The sequence below is a fragment of the Paraglaciecola psychrophila 170 genome, assembly GCF_000347635.1.
Lineage (GTDB): Bacteria > Pseudomonadota > Gammaproteobacteria > Enterobacterales > Alteromonadaceae > Paraglaciecola > Paraglaciecola psychrophila.
This window is the reverse complement of sequence record NC_020514.1, coordinates 1,154,770-1,176,929: the sequence shown is the minus strand read 5'-3', so window position 1 is coordinate 1,176,929 and position 22,160 is coordinate 1,154,770. Positions and strand designations below refer to the sequence as shown.

Genomic DNA, 22,160 nt, shown 5'->3' with positions numbered 1-22,160 from the left:
ACCTTTAAACTTTTTGATGTTGTCGATTGGTATCCTAATGGCAGGTGATCCAACAAAGCAGACATACAAACGAAGAATTATATTACTGTATTTTGCTGCTAAAACCCTTCAACATCAACTTCCTCTATCCGTCGGCCACGTGCGCAGGCTGTGTAAAAACTATTTTCAGCCCATTATTTTAACAAAAATAGATGTAAATATGTGTCTTACATTAAAATCTGACCAAGTTTCATAACTAAGGAAACTTACATTTTACGTAGCATTGCGTAATTAATTGGGTAGTTGAAGTTTTTACACAATCTGAGCCAATTGCAGACGTTCGTGGTCATAGCGATTCAGGAGCAAGAAGCCTAAGTTTTAGCAAATTAGGATGATGTCTCTGCAACTGATGTAAGGCACTTTTTAGTTGGTAGGGCACCTTACCGTAAGTCGTTATTGCCAACCTTTTTTCCGATACCCCAGAGCGGGTAATATAACGGCACAGCCTTTCGAGTTTACTTCTATCCTGTGCGTTGCTCATCATGACACCTGCATGGAGACTGAAGCCTGCCACTTTTGCGGCACAGCCTGACGCAAGCCCTTGCTCTGCCATAGGTGCAATGCTTTGCAAGGTAAAGAACTTTCGTCATTGCCGTCCCCATTCCTTTCCACCCATTTCTACCAACCGAGACGCGGCTCGTCGAAAGGAAAAGGCGAGATCATTGGTGGCCGATAATTGTGCCAGTGACACGCCAATTCGACCCGTCGCCGACCACTCCAAATATTCCCCCTCTTTGGTGCGAATCATGGTCGTCGCAAAGGAACTCGAGCTTCCCCCCTTCTCACTGACAAACAATTCTTCATCTCCATCACTGCTTTCGACTTGCGCTTCAAAATCGACAAACAATTCGTCGAGCGGGACTTGTGCCGCCAGCACCAAGCGGGTGCGAGATTCATAACACGCGTCAATGAGGGTCACGAATTGTCGCGCTTCATTGAGGTGTTTGGCGTCCAGTTGGGGGACGCAGTCCATGATGAGGACCGGAAATCGGCAGCAGAGGGAAATATAATCGGCCGCCCCGAGCGGTTGGTAGCACAACTCGGAAAAGTCAAACCAGGCGCACCTGTCATTCAATCGGGCTACCTGGACGGTGCGACCAAAGAGGACGGGAATGATCTCGGCCTCAGTTCCGGATGCAGTGCCACCAAATATTTCTTCCAACTGCGCCTGCATGTTGTTATTAATATTATTATCGCCACGAACATCCTTGTTTGACCAAAAATAGGATTGACCACCCGCTCGAGTTTCGAGTCGATAATCCTTGCGGGAATCCTCCATGGAAATAATGTCGGACGTGCGTTTCAATATGTCGATGAATGGCAAAAAGAGGGATCGGTTAATGCCTCCCTCATACAAGGCATCGGGGGGTCGATTCGAGGTGGCCACCACCACGACATTCCAATCCAATAATAATAGTAAAAACAGTCGCTTCAAAATCATGGCATCGGCAATGTCTGTCACTTGAAATTCATCGAAACAGAGGAGTTGGGCTTCTTGTGCCAATTGTTGCGCAATGATGGGAATCGCATCACCTCGTGGGTGCTTCTGTTTGTAGACAAAGATTCGATGATGGACGTCTAGCATGAATTCATGAAAGTGGACGCGGCGTTTGGTAATCTTTGCGTGTTTGTGGCTGTGGCTGTCATTATTACAGCAAGAATCATCATCAGGAACAGTAACCGACGCGTAAAAGAGATCCATTAGAAAGCTCTTGCCGACCCCGACCGGTCCATGAATGTACATGCCTCGTGGTGGTGGACCAAAAGACCACAAATGGAACTTCTTTCGAAGAAAGGACTGGGCGGATGCCAGGGATCGCGCCAGTAACAGTGGACTGCTGCCTGTCAGCTGCTCTCTGTCGGATCGTCGGTGCGAACGGGTCCTGGTGGGAGCGAGGCAAGAGACTCGTGCAGGGCATCGAATTTTGCCGCCAGAGCGACTTGCGCGTCATCTCGTCGCACCTCCCCCGCGTCCACCTTGAGTTCATAAGCCGCTGCCACGGGGCCTGTCGAGAAGCACCGCTTAGCGACGCGATGTTGTGCTATCATGGTCTTCATCTTCATCGTCTTCATCATGGAGCTGATGAGTTTATCAACATGATGGTATGGTACAATAGATTTCTGCATGGGTATCAAATGGATTTGTATTAGAGACTCAAGTTTCGGAGTTCAACTTGAACGCCAAATTCTGCATAACTAACTGAATAATATAAATAAAAATAGCCTTGTCATGGTAAAATATTTGTTATCTAGACAAAGCGGCTAAACGAGACACCCAAAGTAATAAAACACCCAATCACAGCATATTCAATAAGCACAAAGTGGCAGAGATATTCACATTTCTTGGTTTTAAAATGAGGAACTCGAGCTTATTTGGGATTGAACGAGATGAATGCAGTTAACATGGGCGCACAGCTCAAATTGCAGACAGTATGATTGAGACACTTATTATTAGAGGATTTGAGGATAAATTTAGATGTGATTCAGGCTGATTGAAGTAAGGCTCTTGCCTTTGCCATCCCTCGTATACGCCTATGGTCTGTGTGCTGTTTGAATTGCTGTAACATGTGCTCACTGCCTACGGCAGTACTGAAGTGTTTTTCGAACTCTGTGGTCAGGGTTAACCATTGTTCTACGTTAATGTTAAGCCGCTCAAGAATAGGGCTATGCTGTTGCTCTATATATCCTGCTTTATCATCTCTAATACAGCGACCTGTGCAATCTACTAGTTCACAATAATCAATTAAGCTGTAAGCAATGCCTTTAGGCACATCTTGTCTGTGATTACCCACAAAACGCATCAGATTTTTAGGTTGTTCGCCTTTGATAAGAGAATGTATTCGATTTTGAATACTGGTGTGTTTTGACGTTTCTGGCGTGGTGTCCATCTTGGCGCGAATAGGATTTAAGTCCACATAGGCCATATAGGCTAATACTGCAGTTTCATCTAACAGAGCTTGAGATTTGAATCGGCCTTCCCAGAACCTGCCTGTGCAACCATCTTCTTTGTTAGCTTCGCGAGCAATGTACTCATTGAGGTTACGCATTAGCCAACTGATGTCGTATAAACGCTGACGGTAAGTTGTCACTGTTTCCTCTAGACTCATCATTTCCCCTTTACTAAGTGTGCCGCCTCTTTGATACTTTTGACTCAATAACGTACCTTGGTAAAGCTGATGCCAACGTCTTATAACTTCTTTCATCGACCAGCGTTCAGCCATATCTTTGTCCACACACAGAACCACATGGGTATGATTACCCATGACCGCATAAGCACAAATGTCGATAGCAAATACCGACGACAAAAATAACAAACGCTCTTCTACCCAACCTCGGCGGTGTTCGTAACTCTGCCCAGTAAACTTATCCGTACCGCACAAAAAAGAACGACGCACGCAGCGGGAAACACAGTGGTAATAAGGGGTATCGATTAAACTGATTTGATTCCTACGTGGCTGAGGCATAACAGACCATCCTTGGTTGTGTGAATACCTTATAGTTTAGGACATAACAGGTGATTTGCTACTTCCTAAAAATGGGTGTCTTCTTTAGCTTGATTAAACTGATTTGATTCCTACGTGGCTGAGGCATAACAGACCATCCTTGGTTGTGTGAATACCTTATAGTTTAGGGCATAACAGGTGATTTGCTACTTCCTAAAAATGGGTGTCTTCTTTAGCTTTCTTTAGCTTCTAGGTGTCTTCTTTAGCTTGATATTACTATGGAATGGCATTCCGACGATCATAAGTATTTCAGCCAACTAATTGGATTGGAAACGTTACGAAGCGATATTATTTCACTATTAAAAAGCTTAGATATTGATGCTTCGAAGTTTTATATAGGAGCTAAGTGGCAAGGTTTTTTGATGATGCTATTGGGATCCTTAAATAAAAAAATAATAGAACTTCCTAACAACAAAGAAAGTAATTCGCTTGTGTCCCATTTAAGAAAGAAAAAACAAGGTTTTGGACTACCTACACTTATTCAAGTCAATGACCAGAATGGTAAGGGGGACTTCAAATTCCTTTTAAAATATCCTATAGAAGAAAGTCCATTTCCTAATGTTTTGGCTATTGTATTCGACATACACTATTTTAATTATGATATTAACTTTTAACTTAATTAAAATAGAGCAGAAAGAATATCTGGTGGCATGTCACAGTCAAATAAGTTTGAAACCATATCTAGAGATAAAGTTTGCATGTGACAAAGCTTAAATACTTCAATTTTAAGCAACTTCATTGAAGTAAACTCAACTTCTTCTATAGAGGCTCTCACAACTATCTAAACTAGTTTTATCAAGCTAATGATGAATGTCCCCTTATGGCACAGACTGTGTGAAAACTCCAATGACCAAATTAATAACGCAATGCTACGTAAAATGTGTATTTGATTGGTTAGAAAACTTAGTCAGATTTTAATGTAAGACGCATATTTACATCAGTTCTCGTTTAAATAATGGCTTGAAAATAGTTTTCACACAGGCTGGGTACATTTGTGACGCTCAGCGAATGGCTCCAATGAGCGAATTATAGTCATATAACTGACTCATAAACGCCTTAGCGTACTCACTCTGGACTTTTCAACTATACAAGGTAGTCTAGTTTTCAAGATTGTCGACCTTGAAATGTCGCACTAATAAACGATTAGCTGTCAAAGAGGGAACGAGTGAACTTCAATGAATTAGGTATTAAAGATCTTCTTCGTCTTCAATCATCGGTCATCGATGAGCTGAAAGATAGAAGGGTTGTTCGTACTAAGAATAATCCACTCGGAGATTATACTGAGTGGCTTGTGGCAAAAGCTCTTAATCTTGAGTTACAAGCTAATTCAAAAGCAGGCTATGACGGCATGGATAAAAATAATGTCAGAGTGCAAATTAAAGGCCGCCGAATTACGCCAGACAATAGGTCACGCCAGCTAAGTGCCATCCGAAAATATGATGAAAAAGACTTCGATGAATTGGCCGCAGTGATATACGATGAAAACTTTGATGTAATCGATGCAGTACTGATACCTCATGAAGTCGTTGGCGAATATGCATCTTTTAGAAAGCATATTAATGCCCACATATTAATACTCAAGGGGCCCATATTGAGCGACCAGAGAGTTAAATGTATTAAAGAAGCATTGTGCAGTTAATAAGGCCAGCAACGACGAAAGCTTTTCTTGTGCTCTTTTTGTGGCTTAACGCTTCGCGACCACATAAACACCAATTTAAAAGCTGCGCGTTCTGGCATCGTTAATGAACGACCGCAAATGGCTGTGAGCTCACAGCACAAACCCGACCTAATGCAAGTTTCAAAAATTAATTCCTAGTTGCAAACTTTAGTATGCTCGAACAGATGAGGCAAATTTGAGTGAGTTTGTGTGTAGAGCCGAGGATTTGATTGTGGTAATAATATTAACAATGATTTAAGGGATACATAACCTGTAAAATTGTTTCACATATAAAAAAAGGAGGCCGATTGGCCTCCTGGTTACTTTTTAATATTACTGACTGAAGTATTGTCCAAAAAAACGACCAGCCGTAACCGCGTATTCTGCGCGGGTCACTTTGTAACCTGGTTTGAAGGTCGCAGTTAGCTGCGGCGTCAAGTCGTAATAGCCTTGAACCACGGCGAAGTTAACATTCAATAATGAAAGCTGTATTGCAACTTGCACATAACCTTTCATATCGTCTGGAATGTTATCTTGATCTGCTAACACAATAATCTGACCATTATAGTCAACGGTAATATCATCGCTAGGATCAAACGCTTTAGCGACCGATTCAAGCCCTAATACTTGTACTAGGCTGTAAGCAAGATCTAGTTTATTTACCCGTCCCTTAGGTGCAAAGTTACCCCCTTCGCTAAGCATGATAGGAGCTTGGTTAAGCAGCTTATCTTTCAATGCGCCCCCCTCAACCGATACAGATTCAACAAATGCTTTATAACTAGTAGGAACTGAACTAAGAGCTGGCTGCGGCTCGTTGTCTAGATCACGGTATTGACGAACAGCGCCACCCATGACTAAGTACTTAGCGAGGTCTTTACGTTTTAACTTTGCGTCTGGGCGGAAACCACGGTCGTTAAAACCATCCATCAGTCGTTTGCTAACAGCATATTGCATCGCTTTTTCATATGGATGGCCTGTTATATCGACTACTCCATCAAAGCCAATCAAATCTTCAAATGTGATGGTAACGTCAAAATTATCAGGCGCCATGGGGCCATTGGTTAATCCAAGCGGGTCAGGATTAACACCAGACAAAGACGTCAGACCGTCTACACGGACACTCCAAGTGCCTTCCATCGCAGGAGCAGTAACACGCATTTCAGTCCCAAGCACAGGCAACGTTAAGTTACCAAAGTATTCATTACCTTGTGGGTCAATTAAAACCAGTTTAGAAGTATTAGCAAGTGTACTCGCTGACCCTTTAACCCAGATGGCATCAGCATGTACGTCAAACGTAAATGCATTTTTCAATCCTACTGGCTCTGTTGTGCCAGCGGGCATTACCCAGATGTTATCTGTAAAGGTCTTGTCACTGATTTTAATCAATGCATTCGCATTAAACACTTTGTCGCGTAGGTTGTTCACCGTTACTTTATGGTTCATATCAAAGCTTTTCGCTGCTGCAACTGCTGCACGTGCATTCACATATCCAGCACCGACTTCATAACGTTCGTAACCTGGCATATTAGTAGCGGATTCTTGTAACAATCTTTTGATTGTGAGTGTGTCCAAATCTGGATTAGCTTCCATCATCAGGGCAACAATTCCGGCTACGTGAGGCGTTGCCATAGATGTACCTGATATCATGGTATAGAACGGTACATGCGTTGCGTCCATCGCCTCTACATCGTCGGCACCACCGTTAGCACCTGCATTGGTGAGAGCGCGAGTAGAGATAATATCTACGCCTGGAGCCACGACGGTCACTTCGTTGTTATATGTCCAGTTTGTGCCATCAGGCATAGTGAAATCACCTGATTCCCACTTGTAACCTCTTGAAGAAAAACCAGCAAGAGTGCCGTCTTTTTCACCTGCGCCAATAGACATTCCCCAAGGGATTTGAGCATAAGGGTTATGTGTATCTTCGCCTGAACCTGAATTGCCGGCTGCAAACACAGACAATATACCCAATCTATGTGCTTTATATGACACTAAAGTAACGGGGCCTGATGAATCAAACTTGCCACTTGACCCCCATGAATTACTCATTACCCGTAACGGGCCTTCGTCGTAACTATCGCCCTTGCTAATGGCGTAGTCGTAAGCGCCGATAGTATCAAGAATAGCAATCACCGCACCTGAGCCATAGCCCACTAGCTTAGCATCGGGCGCTGCACCAGTATACTTACCGTCTGACATGACACCTAAGCCAGCAATTGTGCCTGCGCAATGGGTGCCGTGACCTGAATTAGTATCAGTGTTAGGTTGGTTTTTAATGATCAAACCTTCAGTAACTCCAACAATGCTTAGGGCACTCGCGTGGGTTAGACCTTGCACATTGTCGATAACTTTATCCCCAAAAAATAAATCCTGATGGGTGGCATCGATACCCGAATCGTTCACCATCACAGTGACCCCCTTACCAGTATATTCGACACCGTTAAGTTCAACAAAATCATCACCTTGTATTGAAGCGACACCAGTAATTTGGCGAGCATCAGCATTAAAGTATTCTAGATGACGATTTAACCATACCGAGCGTACATCACTGCGTTTAGCAATGGCTTTAATTTGTTCTAGGTTAGCCACTACCCCAATAACAGGAACCGAAGCAAACTGAACCGCCTGACTAATACCCAGTGTAGAAAGATGCTCAAGTTGGGTTGTAGAAACTGGCTCTAATTGATTATAAGTAACAACAGCCATAACCGTTTCGGTTGCGGTCATAGTAGGTAAAAACTCAGCTAACTGTTGACCAATGGCAGCTTCAGCTGACACGACTGACGGCATAGTCAACGCCATGGTTGCGGCGGCTATTGCACTTAAGGTAAATTTTTTCATTTCTTTACTCGCTCTTATTATTAAAATAATTGACATGTTTTTTTAAGTATTCTGTCGGGATAGTGAAAATTTAGAAATAGGGGGTTCCCCCTATCTAATTTTGAATTGGTTACAAATAAAGACGCCCCGCAAGCGGGGCGTTAAACAGAACTTAAAACACTATCGCTATTCAGCGTTAGAGGCAGTTCCTGATACAAAATAAAGTGAATCTATTTTGTTAGCAATAATGGCATAGCCAGCTCGTGTGATGCCGTTGTCAGGGTTAAAATTGGCGCCAATTTTGGGCTCTAAGCCGAATTGTTCTTGCGTTATATTGTAACTAGCACCTAAAAGTTCCTCATCAAGTGCAACTTGTACATATCCTCGCATGTCACTGGGAATAGTGCCTTGGTCAGCAATCGTTATTGTCTGTCCGTTGTAGTTAACGGTGACCTGGTGATCATCACCAAAGTCCATAGCAATTTGTGCCTTGCCAATAACTTGTACCAAACTGTAGGCTAGCTCTGCGCGCTTCACCGCATCACCACCGCGGAAATCGCCACCATCAGCCATCATGACTGGACCAAATTGTTGTTTCGCATCTTTCAACGCTGCACCAGGCACAATGACTGACTCAGCATAAGTCCGATATCTGTTGCCAACGCCAGTAATCATAATTTCTGGCTCATTATCAAGGCTACGATGCTGACGCACTGCTGCACCCATAACTAATGCCTTTGCTAATTCTTTACGGGACAGCATTGAATCAGGTTCAAACTGCCCAGTCGGGCGACCGTCCATTAAACGCTCAAGAACTGCGTTTTCTATTGCATCTTGTTGACTATGGCCTATTACATCATCCATACCATCTGAGCCCTGATATACGTCTTGCCATGCCCAGTAAGTAACGCGGTTATCACTTGCTTCGTCAGTTTGAGCTTGCTCATCGTAGGCAACTCCTAGGGGCGACACTTCTAGACCAAAAGCATCAGGTTGCATAGATAATTTCCAAGTACCTGATTTAGCAGGAGCAGTAATAACTGAGCTGTCAGCCAAAAGAGGCGCTGTGAAATCTCCTTCGTAACGATTTCCATCTGGATCTTCGAGAATGGCTTTAATGGCTGCCAAAGCAGTTACACCGACACTTACGAATTTTGCATTGGGACCAACTTCGAGCTCAATTACTTGTGACTCTACGGTATCAAAAGCTAATTTTCCTTCAGAGATCTTTTGAGCTTGCATATCGATATTTGCAAAAAATTCTGAATCTGAACTGTTGTTAATTGTCTCTTTTTGGTTATTGTCAAATCCCTTTGCTGCGGCTACCGCAGCGCGCGCATTAATATAACCCGCCCCTACTTCCCACGCTTCATAGCCAGGCATATTAGTAGCCGACTCTTTTATTAGTTGTTTCACTTCATCAATGTTTAACGATGGGTTAGCTTCCATTACCAGAGCCACAACGCCTGCTGCGTGAGGTGTTGCCATAGAGGTACCCGATATACGCGTATAAAAAGGTAAATAAGCGGGCTCAATAACGGAATCTGCTTGATTACCGTTGGCAACCATATTAGTAGATGAACGTGTTGATATGACGTAACGACCTGGTGCTACGATCGTAACTTCATTCTTATAGGTCCAATCTGTCCCATCAGGCATAGTGAAATCACCCGTTTCATATTCTAAACCACGAGAAGAAAAGTTGACCAAATTACCATTTGTATCACCTGCACCTACAGACATTCCCCAAGGGATCTGAGCATAAGGGTTATGGGTATTTTCACCAGACCCAGCATTACCCGCAGCAAATACTGACAAAATTCCAAACTTATAGGCTTTATAAGACGCCAAGTTTACTGGGCCCTTAGGGTCAAACTTGCCGCCAGATCCCCAAGAGTTACTCATAACACGTAACGGATGTTCATAGTCGTATACGTGATTAATGGCATAATCATACCCCCCGACAGCATCCAAAATAAATAAGCCTGCTCCCGAGCCATAACCAACTAAATCAGCATCAGGCGCTACGCCTTTATATTTTCCATCAGACATAACCCCTGAACCAGCTATTGTTCCAGCACAATGGGTACCATGGCCGACATTTAGATCAGTATTAGGTTGTCCCTGAATGACAAAACCATCGGTAATGCCAGTCTCAGCAAGATCCAATGAATGCGTAGCGGCTTGAACGTTATCGACCACTACATCACCAAAAAACAGATCCTGATGGGTGGCATCAATACCAGAATCATTCACCATAATAGTGACGCCTTTACCAGTGTATTCAGTGCCGCCATTACGGTTAGCAAACTCAGCACCTTGAATTTTGTCTACACCAGTTATTTGACGTGAGCTGGCGTTGAAATAGTCTAATTTACGGTTTAACCAGACTGAGCGAACATCGTCTCTTGCAGCGATAGCTTCAATTTGTGCGACATTAGCAACAAGACCCATCACGGGCACGGCAGAAAACTGAACGCCTTTAACGATACCTAACGCTTTTAATGAACGTATTTGACTTACCGATACTGGGCTCATTTGTTCAAATGTAACAACTGCCATAATCGTTTCTTCGCCGCTCATAGTCGGCAGTACTTGTGCTAGTTGTTCGCCAATAGCTGCTTGTGCCAAAACTTGCGAAGGCAGCGTCACTGATATAACAGCGGCAGCCAATACACTTAATGTAAATTTTTTCATGTCTTAGGTTGCTCCAAATGTTAACTATTTGTTATTAACTTTACCTACTTAGTTTCTCAAGTAATGCAAAAAGAACAAATAGGGGTATCCCCCTAAGTAAGGTGCGATTGAAATCTGGAGTATGTAAAATATGGCAGCAGTCGGCATCCCCTTATTTTTGAATCGAGTAGCACCCGTTTATGTAATGAGTGTTTTTATGGTCACAGTTTTTAAGACGTTACGATTTTGTACAGACAGCAAATATTGAGCAATTTTCAATAGAGCCAGCGTTACCTATTTATTCGATTTTTTACAACACATAGCTCCAATTGAAGAAATGGATTTACAAACAAAGAAGGTCTGAGAACTATCACAACACGATAAATTATTTAAAAAGCATCAGAAATGGCACTAATAAACCTGACTTTTTATTTTATGCTTAATATTTTCTTGGAAATATTAAATAAAATTGGTTGATTAGTATGCGATTTCTAATTTTGATCCGTAAGATGCAATCCATTGAAGCAAGACATCTAATTTTAAACATCCACGGAGTAAATATTATGAGTAATATCGATATGATCAAAGAAAAAGCCGCTAATGCAGAAGACATGGCTCGTAAAGTCTGGTTAGCTGGTATTGGTGCATATGGTAAAGGCTACGAAGAAGTTAAAGGTCGTTTTGAAGCACTTTCTACTGATTCAAACAAATTGTTTGATGAGTTAGTTGTTAAAGGCGAAAAGCTTGAAACTGAAGGTAAAGACAAAGTTAAGGAAGTCCAAACCAAAGTAGCAGCTCAAACTGAAATCGAAACTCGCATCGAGACAGTTCGAAACAAACTCGGTCTGAATAACACTGATTCTGACAAAAAAATTGAAGAGCTAAGTGACAAAATTGACGCTTTAACAGCTGCAGTAGCTAAATTAGCTGCTAAGCCGGCAGTAAAAAAAGCTTAATTCAATCTAGCCTTTAAAAAAGGGAGCCTTTGAGCTCTCTTTTTTTATAAGTAAAAACAACTGATTGATTGATTGATTGATTGATAGGATATTAGTTTTAGTCGTTCATTTAAATAAACCGTTAAATGTATAATTAAAGACTATCTGCAAGTCGTAAATGTCCTCACTTTGGTCCTCTTTTTCACCTTCCAAGTGCTAATGTTCCCTCACTAAAATATCCTTTTACATAATGATTGTAATGAAAGATAAACCAGTAAGAAGCAGCCCTTACTTTACATTGTAATTTACAATTTACGTCAGAAAGTAAGTACATGTGCGTTTTGTAATCTTTTATTCACAGTGCTTATAGCCAAGATAATACCGTTATTATGATTTATTAATTTTTTTTGTGTATAAAACCTATGACTTTAACGCAACAGATTGAAAAGTCCGGTACAGCCAGCGCTATACATTTTATATATATAATTTGGCCGCAAAAACACCCAGATAATTACTATTGGATTAAAATATGACAATCAAAGAACAGCAGCCTAGCGCCTCAAAAAGTATCAGACTCGATAAAGTCCGCGCGCATTTAGAAACGGTTGGGCTTAAGAATATAACCAACATTATCCATAATCCATGTTATGACACATTATTTGCCGCCGAGACTGATGAAGCCTTAACTGGTTACGAGAAAGGTACCGTAACTGATTCAGGTGCAGTCAATGTCGACACTGGAATTTATACAGGGCGTTCGCCAAAAGATAAGTTTTTAGTAAAAGACGATACAACTGAAGATACCGTATGGTGGAAGACCGCAGACAACAATAACGACAATAAGCCCATCTCATTAGAAACTTGGCAAGCGTTAAAGAAAATCAGTCAGCAACAGCTTTCAGATAGCGAGCTATATGTGGTAGATGCCATTTGCGGCGCAAACGCAAATACGGCACTTAAAGTTAGGTTTATTATGCAAGTAGCTTGGCAAGCACACTTCGTTAAAAATATGTTTATTCGCCCAACAGAAGACCAGCTTGATAATTTTGAGCCAGATTTTGTGGTTATGAACGCGTCAAAATCTTCAGACCCAGATTTCAAAAAACACGAAACTAACTCCGAAACCTTTGTCGCATTTAACTTAACTGAAAAAATGCAATTAATTGGTGGCACTTGGTATGGCGGTGAAATGAAGAAAGGCATGTTCTCCATGATGAACTACTTTCTTCCTCTTCAAGGTATCGCGTCAATGCATTGCTCGGCCAATGTGGGTAAAGATAATGATACCGCTATATTTTTTGGTTTATCGGGAACGGGTAAAACCACCTTATCAGCCGACCCTCAACGGGCATTAATTGGTGATGATGAACATGGCTGGGATGATGACGGTATCTTTAATTTCGAAGGCGGGTGTTACGCCAAAACAATTGATTTAGATGCTGATAAAGAACCAGAAATTTATAACGCAATTAGACGTAACGCCCTATTAGAAAATGTGGTGATAAAGGGCAATGTACCTGATTACTTTGATAACTCTAAAACAGAAAACACCCGTGTTTCATACCCAATTGAACATATTGAAAACCGAGTATTAGGGATCAGTAAAGCGGGACATGCAACAAAAGTCATTTTCTTAACCGCAGATGCGTTTGGTGTGTTTCCGCCAGTATCACGTTTAACCAGTGAACAAGCAAAGTATCATTATTTGTCAGGCTTCACTGCAAAATTGGCAGGCACTGAGCGTGGTGTTACTCACCCTACTCCAACGTTTTCGTCATGTTTTGGACAGGCATTTCTAAGCTTACACCCCACGCAATATGCCGAAGTACTAGAGCAAAGAATGTCTGACGCTGGTGCAAGCGCATATTTAGTTAATACGGGGTGGAATGGCACAGGTAAACGTATTAGTTTAGCGGCAACCCGCGCTATTATTAATGCAATATTAAGCGGTGAAGTGGAAAACGCTGAATGCGAAACACTGCCTTATTTCGACCTTGCTTTCCCTACTACATTAACTGGCGTAGACAGCCATATCTTAGACCCACGCAATACATATTCAAGCGTGGATGAATGGGATAAGGAAGCGAAACAATTAGCCGAACTATTTATCGGTAACTTTACTAAGTTTACAGATAATGATGAAGGTAAAGCTCTTACTTTAGCAGGACCTCATTTATAACATAGATGACTGAGGTCTCATTCACTTTGAGGCCTCAAACATGATTGAAAAAAAAGAGATAATAACCTTTTAGCCTATTATGGCAATCACTCTATTGAAAATGTTCATCCAAGCATTTACATGTTTACCTCTGGAAATAAGCGACAACTAGTTTGCTTGGTTCCATGAAGAAAATGAGAAATGTTTGCTTCTTGCAGTGCCTTAGCCCCGAAAGTGGGTCACCAAGATTAAATCCACTTATGCTTTCTGAAAAACATTAACATCCCCGTTGTCATAGAAAAAATTAAACCCCACACCGCAATATAGCCATATTCCCATTGGATTTCAGGCATATTCAAACTGCTCAAGTTAGGATCGAAATTCATCCCATACACACCAACGATAAATGTAGGGGGAATGAAAATAGTGGCAATAATAGTCAATACTTTCATTACATCATTTAATTTTAAACTCACGCTAGTCATATACAGTTCCATCAAACCTGAGGTCATCTCGTGATAGGTTTCTAACAACTCCATGATTGAAATAACGTGATCATGGCAATCGCGAAAATGTAGCTTGGTTTCAAATGATATTTGAGAATTATCCTCATCACGTAATATTTCGTTAATCACCTCTCGTTGAGGCCATAAACGGCGTCTAACTAACAGTAATTCTCGGCGCAACTTATGCACTTGATTCAACTGTGCTTTATCAGGCGAATCACATAGCAGATCTTCAAGCGTTTGGATGCGTTCAGAGTAGGACTCTAATAGGGGGAAACCGAAATCAATAACGGTATCAATTAGGCTATAGAACAGATAATCAGCTTTACGCCGTCTCAATTTACCCACCCCACTGTTCAATCTTGTGATGATTTTACTAAAGGGATTAACCGTGCCAGAACAAAAAGATACAACGGTATTTTGGCTAAAACACAAGCTAACTTGCTCTAATTGAACGCTGCTGCCATTGTCGACAGGGAAACTCAGTATCGCAAATATTTGATCCTCGTTTAATTCAACTTTTGGTCTTTGTCCTGAGTTCACTATATCCTCAACGTACAACTCATGAATATCGAGGGTTTTAGCTAAAGAAAGCAAAGTATCATGAGGCGGATCGCCTTGAACGTGGATCCACGTTACTTTTTCAGTGCCAATAAAAGAACGACAAACATTCACATCAAGATTACGCTTTACGCTTATCGAATTTTCATCATATTCGAGCAAATCAAGTGTAAATATATCGCTTGCAGGTTCGGCTAACATTCCTGGGCGAGTACCAGGCTGGTGATAGCGTTTGTTAAACAGTTTCATTTTTAAACCTTGAGAATAGGTAAGTAATGATAGTTTTATACAAAATTAAGAACAATTAAAGGTTTGTCGGGACACTTACTGATTAATCTGGTGTTGCACTTCACGGTTTAATTGCTGTCTCTGGGTTGTGAGAGTTGCAGTATTGAAAATCAATGTAAATTGATGTTTAGCAGGCTATTTGAAACAGGCTGCCAACAACACTTTTTTATGTGAAGTTGGCAAAGCAGAGTAGCAACTACTCTCTATGTAATAAAAAGTTACCGTTGACCAAATTTATAAAGAGTAGATATCAGATGAACCACACAATCGTTGCCTAAATCCTGTGATTTAATGAGGTTTCCGTTTTTTGTTATTCGACTTTCCATGACTCACTTGTTCAGCTTTAGCCGCTTCATTGTGAGGTTGGTTATCACTAAAACGGGTTAGCCCTTTCTGTGCTTTTACTGCATTCGCGGTTTTACCTTTAGCAAATGCTTTGTTACCTGAACGTTTGGCGAACTCTTTTTGGTCGCGGCCTTTTAATTCATTGCGACTTTCAGCAGGCACTAAACATTTAGGGCTATTGCCAATCAAGTGGGCTTTGCCCATTTCTTTGAGCGTTTTACGTAATATTGGCCAGTTGGCTGGATCGTGATAACGTAAAAATGCACGGTGTAAACGCCTATGAATTTCGCCTTTAGGCACTTCAACCTCTTCACTCTTATGATTGACCTTATGTATCGGGTTTTTACCGGTGTGATACATAGTGGTGGCGTTTGCCATAGGTGACGGATAGAAGTTTTGTACTTGGTCTAATTTGAAGTTACGCTCTTTGAGCCACAAAGCCAAATTCACCATATCCATATCTTCGGTGCCCGGATGAGCAGAGATAAAGTAAGGAATTAAATACTGGTCTTTGCCTGCTTCTTTGGTGTATTTGTCGAACATTTCTTTAAATTTATCGTAAGTACCCATACCTGGTTTCATCATTTTATCAAGTGGGGCTTTTTCAGTATGCTCTGGTGCGATTTTTAAATACCCGCCTACATGATGCGTCACTAATTCCTTTACGTAATTCGGGTCTTCAATCGCTAAGTCATACCTTACACCAGAAGCAATCAGGACTTTTTTAACCCCTTCGACTTCCCTAGCTTTACGGTAAAGATTAACGGTAGGGGTTTGGTCGGTATCTAAGTGCCCACAGATTTCGGGCCATACACAGGACAAACGGCGACAAGCTTGTTCGGCTTTGGGGCTTTTACAACGCAATTTATACATGTTTGCAGTTGGACCACCGAGATCAGAGATAACACCGGTAAAACCCGGTACTTTGTCGCGAATTAATTCTATTTCACGAATAATCGACTCTTCCGAACGGCTTTGGATCACCCTGCCTTCATGTTCTGTGATCGAACAAAAAGTACAACCACCGAAGCAACCGCGCATAATATTCACTGACGTTTTGATCATGTCATAGGCAGGTATCTTTGCTTTGCCATAACTAGGGTGCGGAACCCGTGCATAAGGTAAATCAAACACCGCATCCATTTCTTCGGTTTCTAATGGGTAAGCAGGTGGGTTAATCCAAATGATGCGATCACCATGGCGCTGCACTAAGGCACGGGCACAACCAGGGTTAGTCTCTTTGTGTAAAATACGTGAGGTATGGGCATAATGGGTTTTTTCGGCGCGCACTACATCATAAGCAGGTAGCAAAACATAGGTTTTATCCCAAGGTTTACGTCTTTCAGTTTTTGATGTAAATGGCTGAATCACTATTGGCTGAGCTTTTTGCTCTTCAATTGCCGCTTGCCTTTCAGCCTCAGAGGAGACGGCGCATTTGTCATCAATAATTTGGTAAGGGCTAATAATAGGTTCAATTTTACCAATACTGTCTAGGTGCGTTGAATCCACACCTTGCCAGCCGGGTAACGGCTCTTTTCGAATCACCGCTGTGCCACGAATATCTTGCATCTGGTCAATCGTTTCGCCCGCAGCAAAACGATGGGCCATTTCTAATAAGGGTCGCTCGGCATTACCAAACATCAACATATCGGCTTTAGAATCAAACAACACACTACGGCGTACTTTGTCTGACCAATAATCATAATGAGCAATACGTCTTAGACTGGCTTCAATGCCACCAATGATGACAGGTTTTTTATAAGCTTCTTTACAACGCTGGGTGTAAACCGTTACTGCGCGGTCGGGACGTTTTCCGCCTTCGTTGTTTGGAGTGTAGGCATCATCATGACGCAATTTACGCTCAGCCGTATAGCGATTGATCATCGAGTCCATATTGCCTGCGGTCACACCAAAAAATAGGTTAGGCTCGCCGAGCTTCATAAACTCGTCTTTACTATGCCAATCAGGCTGGGAAATAATCCCCACTCTGAATCCTTGTGCTTCTAACGTACGCCCAATAACGGCCATACCAAAACTTGGATGATCAACATAGGCATCGCCAGTAACCAAAATAATGTCACAACTATCCCAGCCAAGCTGGTCCATTTCTTTGCGTGACATAGGTAAAAATGGCGCGGGTCCAAAACACTCGGCCCAATATTTAGGGAAAGAAAATAATCCCCGCTCAGCTTTCATACGGGCGACAGGTTTGGATCGGGTTGCGGGTTGAATGGTTGGCATGATGCTCTCTAAAAAATGCAGCGACTAGCTGTACAAAAAATCGGCGTGATTATAGCAGAAATAAATTGCCTTAGTGAGCCAATAATCACACCAAAATTAACATGGTTATATGCGTAAACATATGTGCCAATCTCGTGTATTCAAGCCCACGGTCCCAAAATAGCCAGCAATACAACCAAAAACACTGTTGCCGATGGGGATGATGATAATGATGTACAAATATATATAAACATTAGGGTTGCCCGTCAACAATCAGTGCAACAGCCAAGTGCCCTAAACTAAACAACAATGCTGATAGCAAAGTACCAAATACATAATTGTGAGTGTCGATTTCACTGGCTTTTGATTGGCTGACTTTATAACAACCCCAAGTAAAAACGACATTCCCCAAAAGCACTAATATCTTAATTTATACCGCCATAGAGCAACCAAGTTTGCCACTGTTCAGTGAAACGTTTGCTTGCTTGCAAAAAGTCTATTGATAGAAAGTGAATCGCATGTGTCAGGGTCAGTGCAAAGTTGCAGAGTTTAAATATCGCTAGGTGATGTGGATAACGTTAGATGATCAATCAATTTCGTTTTCTCTCAACAAACCCTCAACTATTTATGTCCTGTTTTGTTCCGTATTCAAAGTCGCATTCATCACTGCTTCAACCGTTTCTTTTGATGGATAGCCATCGGCAATCAACCCAACAGTCACTTGAAATCCACGTACACCTTTGCGTGTGGCAGGGCCTAAAATACCGTCAGCTTCGCCTACATCAAAACCCAACAGATTCAGTTTATCTTGGAATTGTTGCATTTCGGCTAATGTGTAATTAGGTAATTCCAGGAGAGGTTTTGATAAGGTACCCTGCCCTTTGATTCGATCAGCTAAATGGCCTACTGCTATGCCGTAATATTCGGAATTATTCCAACGTAGGATCACATCAAAATTAGGGTAAACCATAAATGCAGAGCCTGTATGTCCTGCTGGAACAAGCAATGCTGCTTTTATGTCACTATCACCGAGCGTTTGACCGCTCACTTGCGTCACGTTTTGTTGTGACCAAAAAGACAACGTTTGCGGATGGGATTTACCTGCTAATTGATAGTTAAAACCTTGAGGCAACAATACCTCTCGGCCCCATTTAAAGCCCGTTTTCCAGCCCAAGTTTTGCAAAAAGTGGGCAGCAGATGCCAGTGCGTCTAATTCATTATTCCATAAGTCAACTTTGCCATCAGCATCACCATCTTTAGCGTATTTCATATAGGCTGTTGGCATAAATTGGGTGTGCCCCATGGCACCGGCCCAAGAGCCAATCATGTCTTTATGATCAAGTTTTTCACGCTCAAGTAATAATAAAGCCTGTATCAGTTCTCCAGAAAAATAGGCACTTCTGCGTTGGTCACAAGCCAATGTGGTTAAAGCGGGGATAGTGGGGATTTTACCTTTGATGCCACCAAAATTAGTTTCTAGCCCCCAAAACGCAATCAGGTAATGGGCTGGCACACCATACTGCTGTGTGAGTTTGGATAAAAACTCACGATGTTGTGCCAGTTTTTCACGGCCCTTATTGACCCGCCAATTGGTGACTCGTTTTGAAAAGTAGCCAGTAAACGTCTGAACAAATTCTGGTTGATTACGGTCGTAACCAAGAATTTTTGGCAAAGGCTTAACTTGACCTAAAATATCTACAGTAGTGTTTTCAGACACTCCTGCGTTACGAGCTAGTTGCTGTAAACGTTCGATGCACTGTGGAAACGATTTGGACTCAGGATTTTGGTCGTCCTGAGCGTGAGAAATAAAAGCCACTGAGGTGAAACTTGCGGCGATAAAAATCGTTTTAAATGAATATAAAGAAGTCAATTTCACTATCCAAAAATTTAAAATTTGTTGTTCAAAAGTTTATGCTAACTGAGTTAACATAAATTGATAAAAAAATTTCAGGTGAATTTAGTCACCCAAACATCGTTTGCCATGATATTTTTTGTACTGGTAATATGATCGAGCCATGTTTTACCAATTAAATGATCAAACTCATGTAAAAAGATACGCGCGACAAAACCTTCTAGCTTGATATTTTGCACTTTACCTTCTGTATCCAAATAGGCCACATCAACCCAATCTGGTCGTTCAATACGCCCACGTAAACCTGGCACAGAGAGGCAGCCTTCCCACTCCCAGACCTGATTGTCGCTACTTTGCTTAATAACAGGATTAACCATCATCAAAGGCTGCATATCTGGCGCATCGGGGTAACGCGGATTAGGTCGCGAGGCAATAATCATAATAGCCCTAGGGTCAAACACTTGTGGTGCAGCAATACCGATGCCGTTAGCTTCAAGCATAGTCGCCAGCAACCCATCCATAAATGTGAACAGTGCCTCTTGCTCAAACTCAACCTGCTCAACCTGCCTAGCTGGCGTTCTAAGGACCTCTTCACCCACCTGCGCAATTTTCATAAACTGCCTTCCTTTAAATATTTAATAAAAAAGCTTTGAACCACCAAGAACCTCGGGTGGCGAAAACAGAGCCGATGACGCCAACCACTTCGTTATTCAGAGGAACAGATTTTAAACTGATTATTCTTTTCCTCGGTGCGCGGCACCCGGAGATCACATTTCCGCTGTGGTTAAAATTATTTTAGCTGTCAACTCACCAACTGCAACTGTGCAAATTCTCTATACAGGGCATTATTCTCTACTAATTCTTGATGAGTGCCAATGGCGACTATCTCACCTTTGTCCATTACCACTATCCGGTCTGCGTTGATAACAGTCGCCAATCTATGGGCGATAATCAAGGTTGTCTTGTCTTTCATCAATTCTTCTAGCGCTAACTTAACATGTTGCTCGTTAGAGGCATCCAAAGAACTTGTGGCCTCATCTAACAACAGAATTGGCCTATCAGCTAAAATGGCTCTAGCAATCGCTATGCGCTGCTTTTGACCACCCGACAAACGCACACCTCGTTCGCCTAAATTAGTATCATAACCTTGAGGTAGCTCACTAATAAAGTCATGGGCACGGGCCGCCTTTGCAGCGTTTTCAATATCTAACTGACTAGCATGAGTTCGGCCATAACCAATATTATCTTTAACACTACTAGCAAATATAACCGACTCTTGAGGTACCAACGCAAATTGATCTCGCAATGCAGATACATCTAACAATTTAATGTCTTGGTTTTCTAATGCTATCTGCCCATTGCTGACATCATAAAAACGCAGTAATAGTTGAAACAACGTAGACTTACCCGCTCCACTTGGACCGACTAAAGCAACACGCTCACCACTTTTGATGGCCAAACTTAGATTTTTTATAACGGGAACAGTGTCGGCTTGGGGGTAATGGAAGCTTACATGCTTTAAGTCAATTTCACCGCTAACTTTGTTAGGCAAAACAATTGGAGAAACAGGCGACTGAATACTGGTTTGAGTATTCAGCAGTTCCATTAAACGCTCACTAGCACCCGCTGCTTTTTGCACTTCACCAATCACTTCGCTGATGGTGGCTACAGCGCCACCCGCCATCACTGCATAAAACATAAATGCCGTTAGCTCACCAGCACTCAATTCACCCGACAACACCTGCTGAGCACCAATCCAAGCTACTGACGTAATAGCAATAATGCTAATCGCCATAATAAATGCCACCAACAAAGCACGGTATTTGATCCGTAATTGTGCCGCCCCCATCACACCTTCTATACGCGATTGAAATAAGGTTTTGTCTATTTCTTCATGAGAATAAGCTTGTACTGTATGGATTTCATGTAGCGTTTCATCTACATAAGCCCCCACGTCTGCGACCTTATCTTGACTGTTTTTGGAGTGTAATCTTACTTTTGCACCAAATACTCTAATCGGCAGTAACACTATTGGCACCGCAATTAAAACGTACAGAGTCAACATTGGACTAGAAAAAAGCATCAAGAATAACGCACCGATAAAAGTAATACATGAGCGTAAGCCCATAGACAACCCCATACCCACCACCGACTGAAGCAATGTGGTGTCGGCGGTAAATCGTGAAATTACTTCTCCGGTGCGGGTTTTAGCAAAAAATGCAGGTGATAGCGTTAACAAATGCCCATACACATTTTGGCGAATGTCTGCGCTAACTCTCTCACCCAACCAAATCATCCAATAAAAGCGAAAATAAGCAGCAATACTGCCTACAAGGGCAATACCCATAACCATAAACATCGTTTGATCTAACTTGTCAGCATTATCGGCAATAAACCCTTCGTCCACTACCGCTTTAATACCTTGGCCTAATAATAGCCAAGATGCCGCACCTACAATTAGTGCTGTTATAGCAAAAAACACTTTTGATTTGTAAGGGCGAAGTTGGCCAAATAGCCATTTCATAACGGTGCTGGTTTTAGGGGATTGCAAAGCGTGACTCTCTTAAGTTTAACAGTAAAATTTATATGGGGGCATTAAA

General features: G+C 42.0%; 15 protein-coding genes. 4 read left to right on the top strand and 11 right to left on the bottom strand.

The features are described from left to right. Positions 1 to 325: 325 nt before the first annotated feature. The 3 genes from C427_RS28730 to C427_RS05075 form a co-directional block, all read right to left on the bottom strand. Positions 326 to 610 carry a transposase gene (locus tag C427_RS28730; protein ID WP_148285883.1) on the bottom strand — a complete coding sequence of 95 codons (285 nt, stop codon included), beginning with the start codon at positions 608 to 610 and terminating at the stop codon, positions 326 to 328. 15 nt (positions 611 to 625) lie between these two features. Continuing rightward, the gene (gene zapE / locus C427_RS05085) at positions 626 to 1,783 is read right to left on the bottom strand and encodes a cell division protein ZapE (protein ID WP_236613742.1); all 1,158 of its coding nucleotides are present in this window, start codon (positions 1,781 to 1,783) and stop codon (positions 626 to 628) included. Positions 1,784 to 2,522: 739 nt separating this feature from the next. After that, positions 2,523 to 3,503, bottom strand: a complete 981-nt coding sequence (locus tag C427_RS05075) for a hypothetical protein (RefSeq protein ID WP_015430505.1) — start codon at positions 3,501 to 3,503, stop codon at positions 2,523 to 2,525. Positions 3,504 to 3,760: 257 nt separating this feature from the next. On the opposite strand from C427_RS05075, the gene C427_RS05070 reads away from it, so the two are divergent. Then, on the top strand, positions 3,761 to 4,156 hold the full coding sequence (locus tag C427_RS05070) for a hypothetical protein (RefSeq protein WP_007639393.1): 396 nt from the start codon (positions 3,761 to 3,763) through the stop codon (positions 4,154 to 4,156). Between the two features lie 551 nt (positions 4,157 to 4,707). Next, a complete protein-coding gene (locus C427_RS05065) occupies positions 4,708 to 5,181 on the top strand; it encodes a DUF6998 domain-containing protein (protein ID WP_007639396.1) in 474 nt (157 codons plus the stop codon). A gap of 351 nt (positions 5,182 to 5,532) precedes the next feature. Here the strand turns inward: C427_RS05065 and C427_RS05060 are convergent, their stop codons facing one another. Together C427_RS05060 and C427_RS05055 are read right to left on the bottom strand one after the other, a co-directional pair. After that, the gene (locus C427_RS05060; protein ID WP_007639398.1) at positions 5,533 to 8,040 is read right to left on the bottom strand and encodes a S8 family peptidase; all 2,508 of its coding nucleotides are present in this window, start codon (positions 8,038 to 8,040) and stop codon (positions 5,533 to 5,535) included. A gap of 165 nt (positions 8,041 to 8,205) precedes the next feature. Beyond that, positions 8,206 to 10,716: a S8 family peptidase gene (locus tag C427_RS05055; protein ID WP_007639399.1), complete on the bottom strand. Its 2,511-nt coding sequence runs from the start codon at positions 10,714 to 10,716 to the stop codon at positions 8,206 to 8,208. Between the two features lie 542 nt (positions 10,717 to 11,258). Here C427_RS05055 and C427_RS05050 point away from each other — a divergent pair. Further along, positions 11,259 to 11,651, top strand: a complete 393-nt coding sequence (locus C427_RS05050; RefSeq protein ID WP_007639401.1) for a phasin-related domain-containing protein — start codon at positions 11,259 to 11,261, stop codon at positions 11,649 to 11,651. A gap of 508 nt (positions 11,652 to 12,159) precedes the next feature. Next, positions 12,160 to 13,809: a phosphoenolpyruvate carboxykinase (ATP) gene (gene pckA, locus C427_RS05045; RefSeq protein ID WP_007639403.1), complete on the top strand. Its 1,650-nt coding sequence runs from the start codon at positions 12,160 to 12,162 to the stop codon at positions 13,807 to 13,809. A gap of 227 nt (positions 13,810 to 14,036) precedes the next feature. Here the strand turns inward: pckA and corA are convergent, their stop codons facing one another. The 6 genes from corA to C427_RS05020 all read right to left on the bottom strand — a co-directional run bounded on the left by corA (position 14,037) and on the right by C427_RS05020 (position 22,084). Then, positions 14,037 to 15,104 (bottom strand): magnesium/cobalt transporter CorA, encoded by a 1,068-nt coding sequence (gene corA, locus C427_RS05040; RefSeq protein ID WP_007639406.1) that lies wholly within the window; start codon positions 15,102 to 15,104, stop codon positions 14,037 to 14,039. A 327-nt stretch (positions 15,105 to 15,431) separates the two neighbouring features. Then, positions 15,432 to 17,729 carry a YgiQ family radical SAM protein gene (locus C427_RS05035; RefSeq protein ID WP_007639407.1) on the bottom strand — a complete coding sequence of 766 codons (2,298 nt, stop codon included), beginning with the start codon at positions 17,727 to 17,729 and terminating at the stop codon, positions 15,432 to 15,434. A gap of 232 nt (positions 17,730 to 17,961) precedes the next feature. Continuing rightward, the gene (locus C427_RS26210) at positions 17,962 to 18,126 is read right to left on the bottom strand and encodes a hypothetical protein (RefSeq protein WP_153810660.1); all 165 of its coding nucleotides are present in this window, start codon (positions 18,124 to 18,126) and stop codon (positions 17,962 to 17,964) included. Between the two features lie 207 nt (positions 18,127 to 18,333). After that, positions 18,334 to 19,578: a lytic murein transglycosylase gene (locus tag C427_RS05030; protein ID WP_007639409.1), complete on the bottom strand. Its 1,245-nt coding sequence runs from the start codon at positions 19,576 to 19,578 to the stop codon at positions 18,334 to 18,336. Positions 19,579 to 19,655: 77 nt separating this feature from the next. Beyond that, positions 19,656 to 20,174 (bottom strand): peptide deformylase, encoded by a 519-nt coding sequence (gene def, locus C427_RS05025; RefSeq protein ID WP_007639411.1) that lies wholly within the window; start codon positions 20,172 to 20,174, stop codon positions 19,656 to 19,658. A gap of 188 nt (positions 20,175 to 20,362) precedes the next feature. Next, positions 20,363 to 22,084: an ABC transporter transmembrane domain-containing protein gene (locus C427_RS05020; protein ID WP_407636127.1), complete on the bottom strand. Its 1,722-nt coding sequence runs from the start codon at positions 22,082 to 22,084 to the stop codon at positions 20,363 to 20,365. Between the last annotated feature and the right edge of the window lie 76 nt (positions 22,085 to 22,160).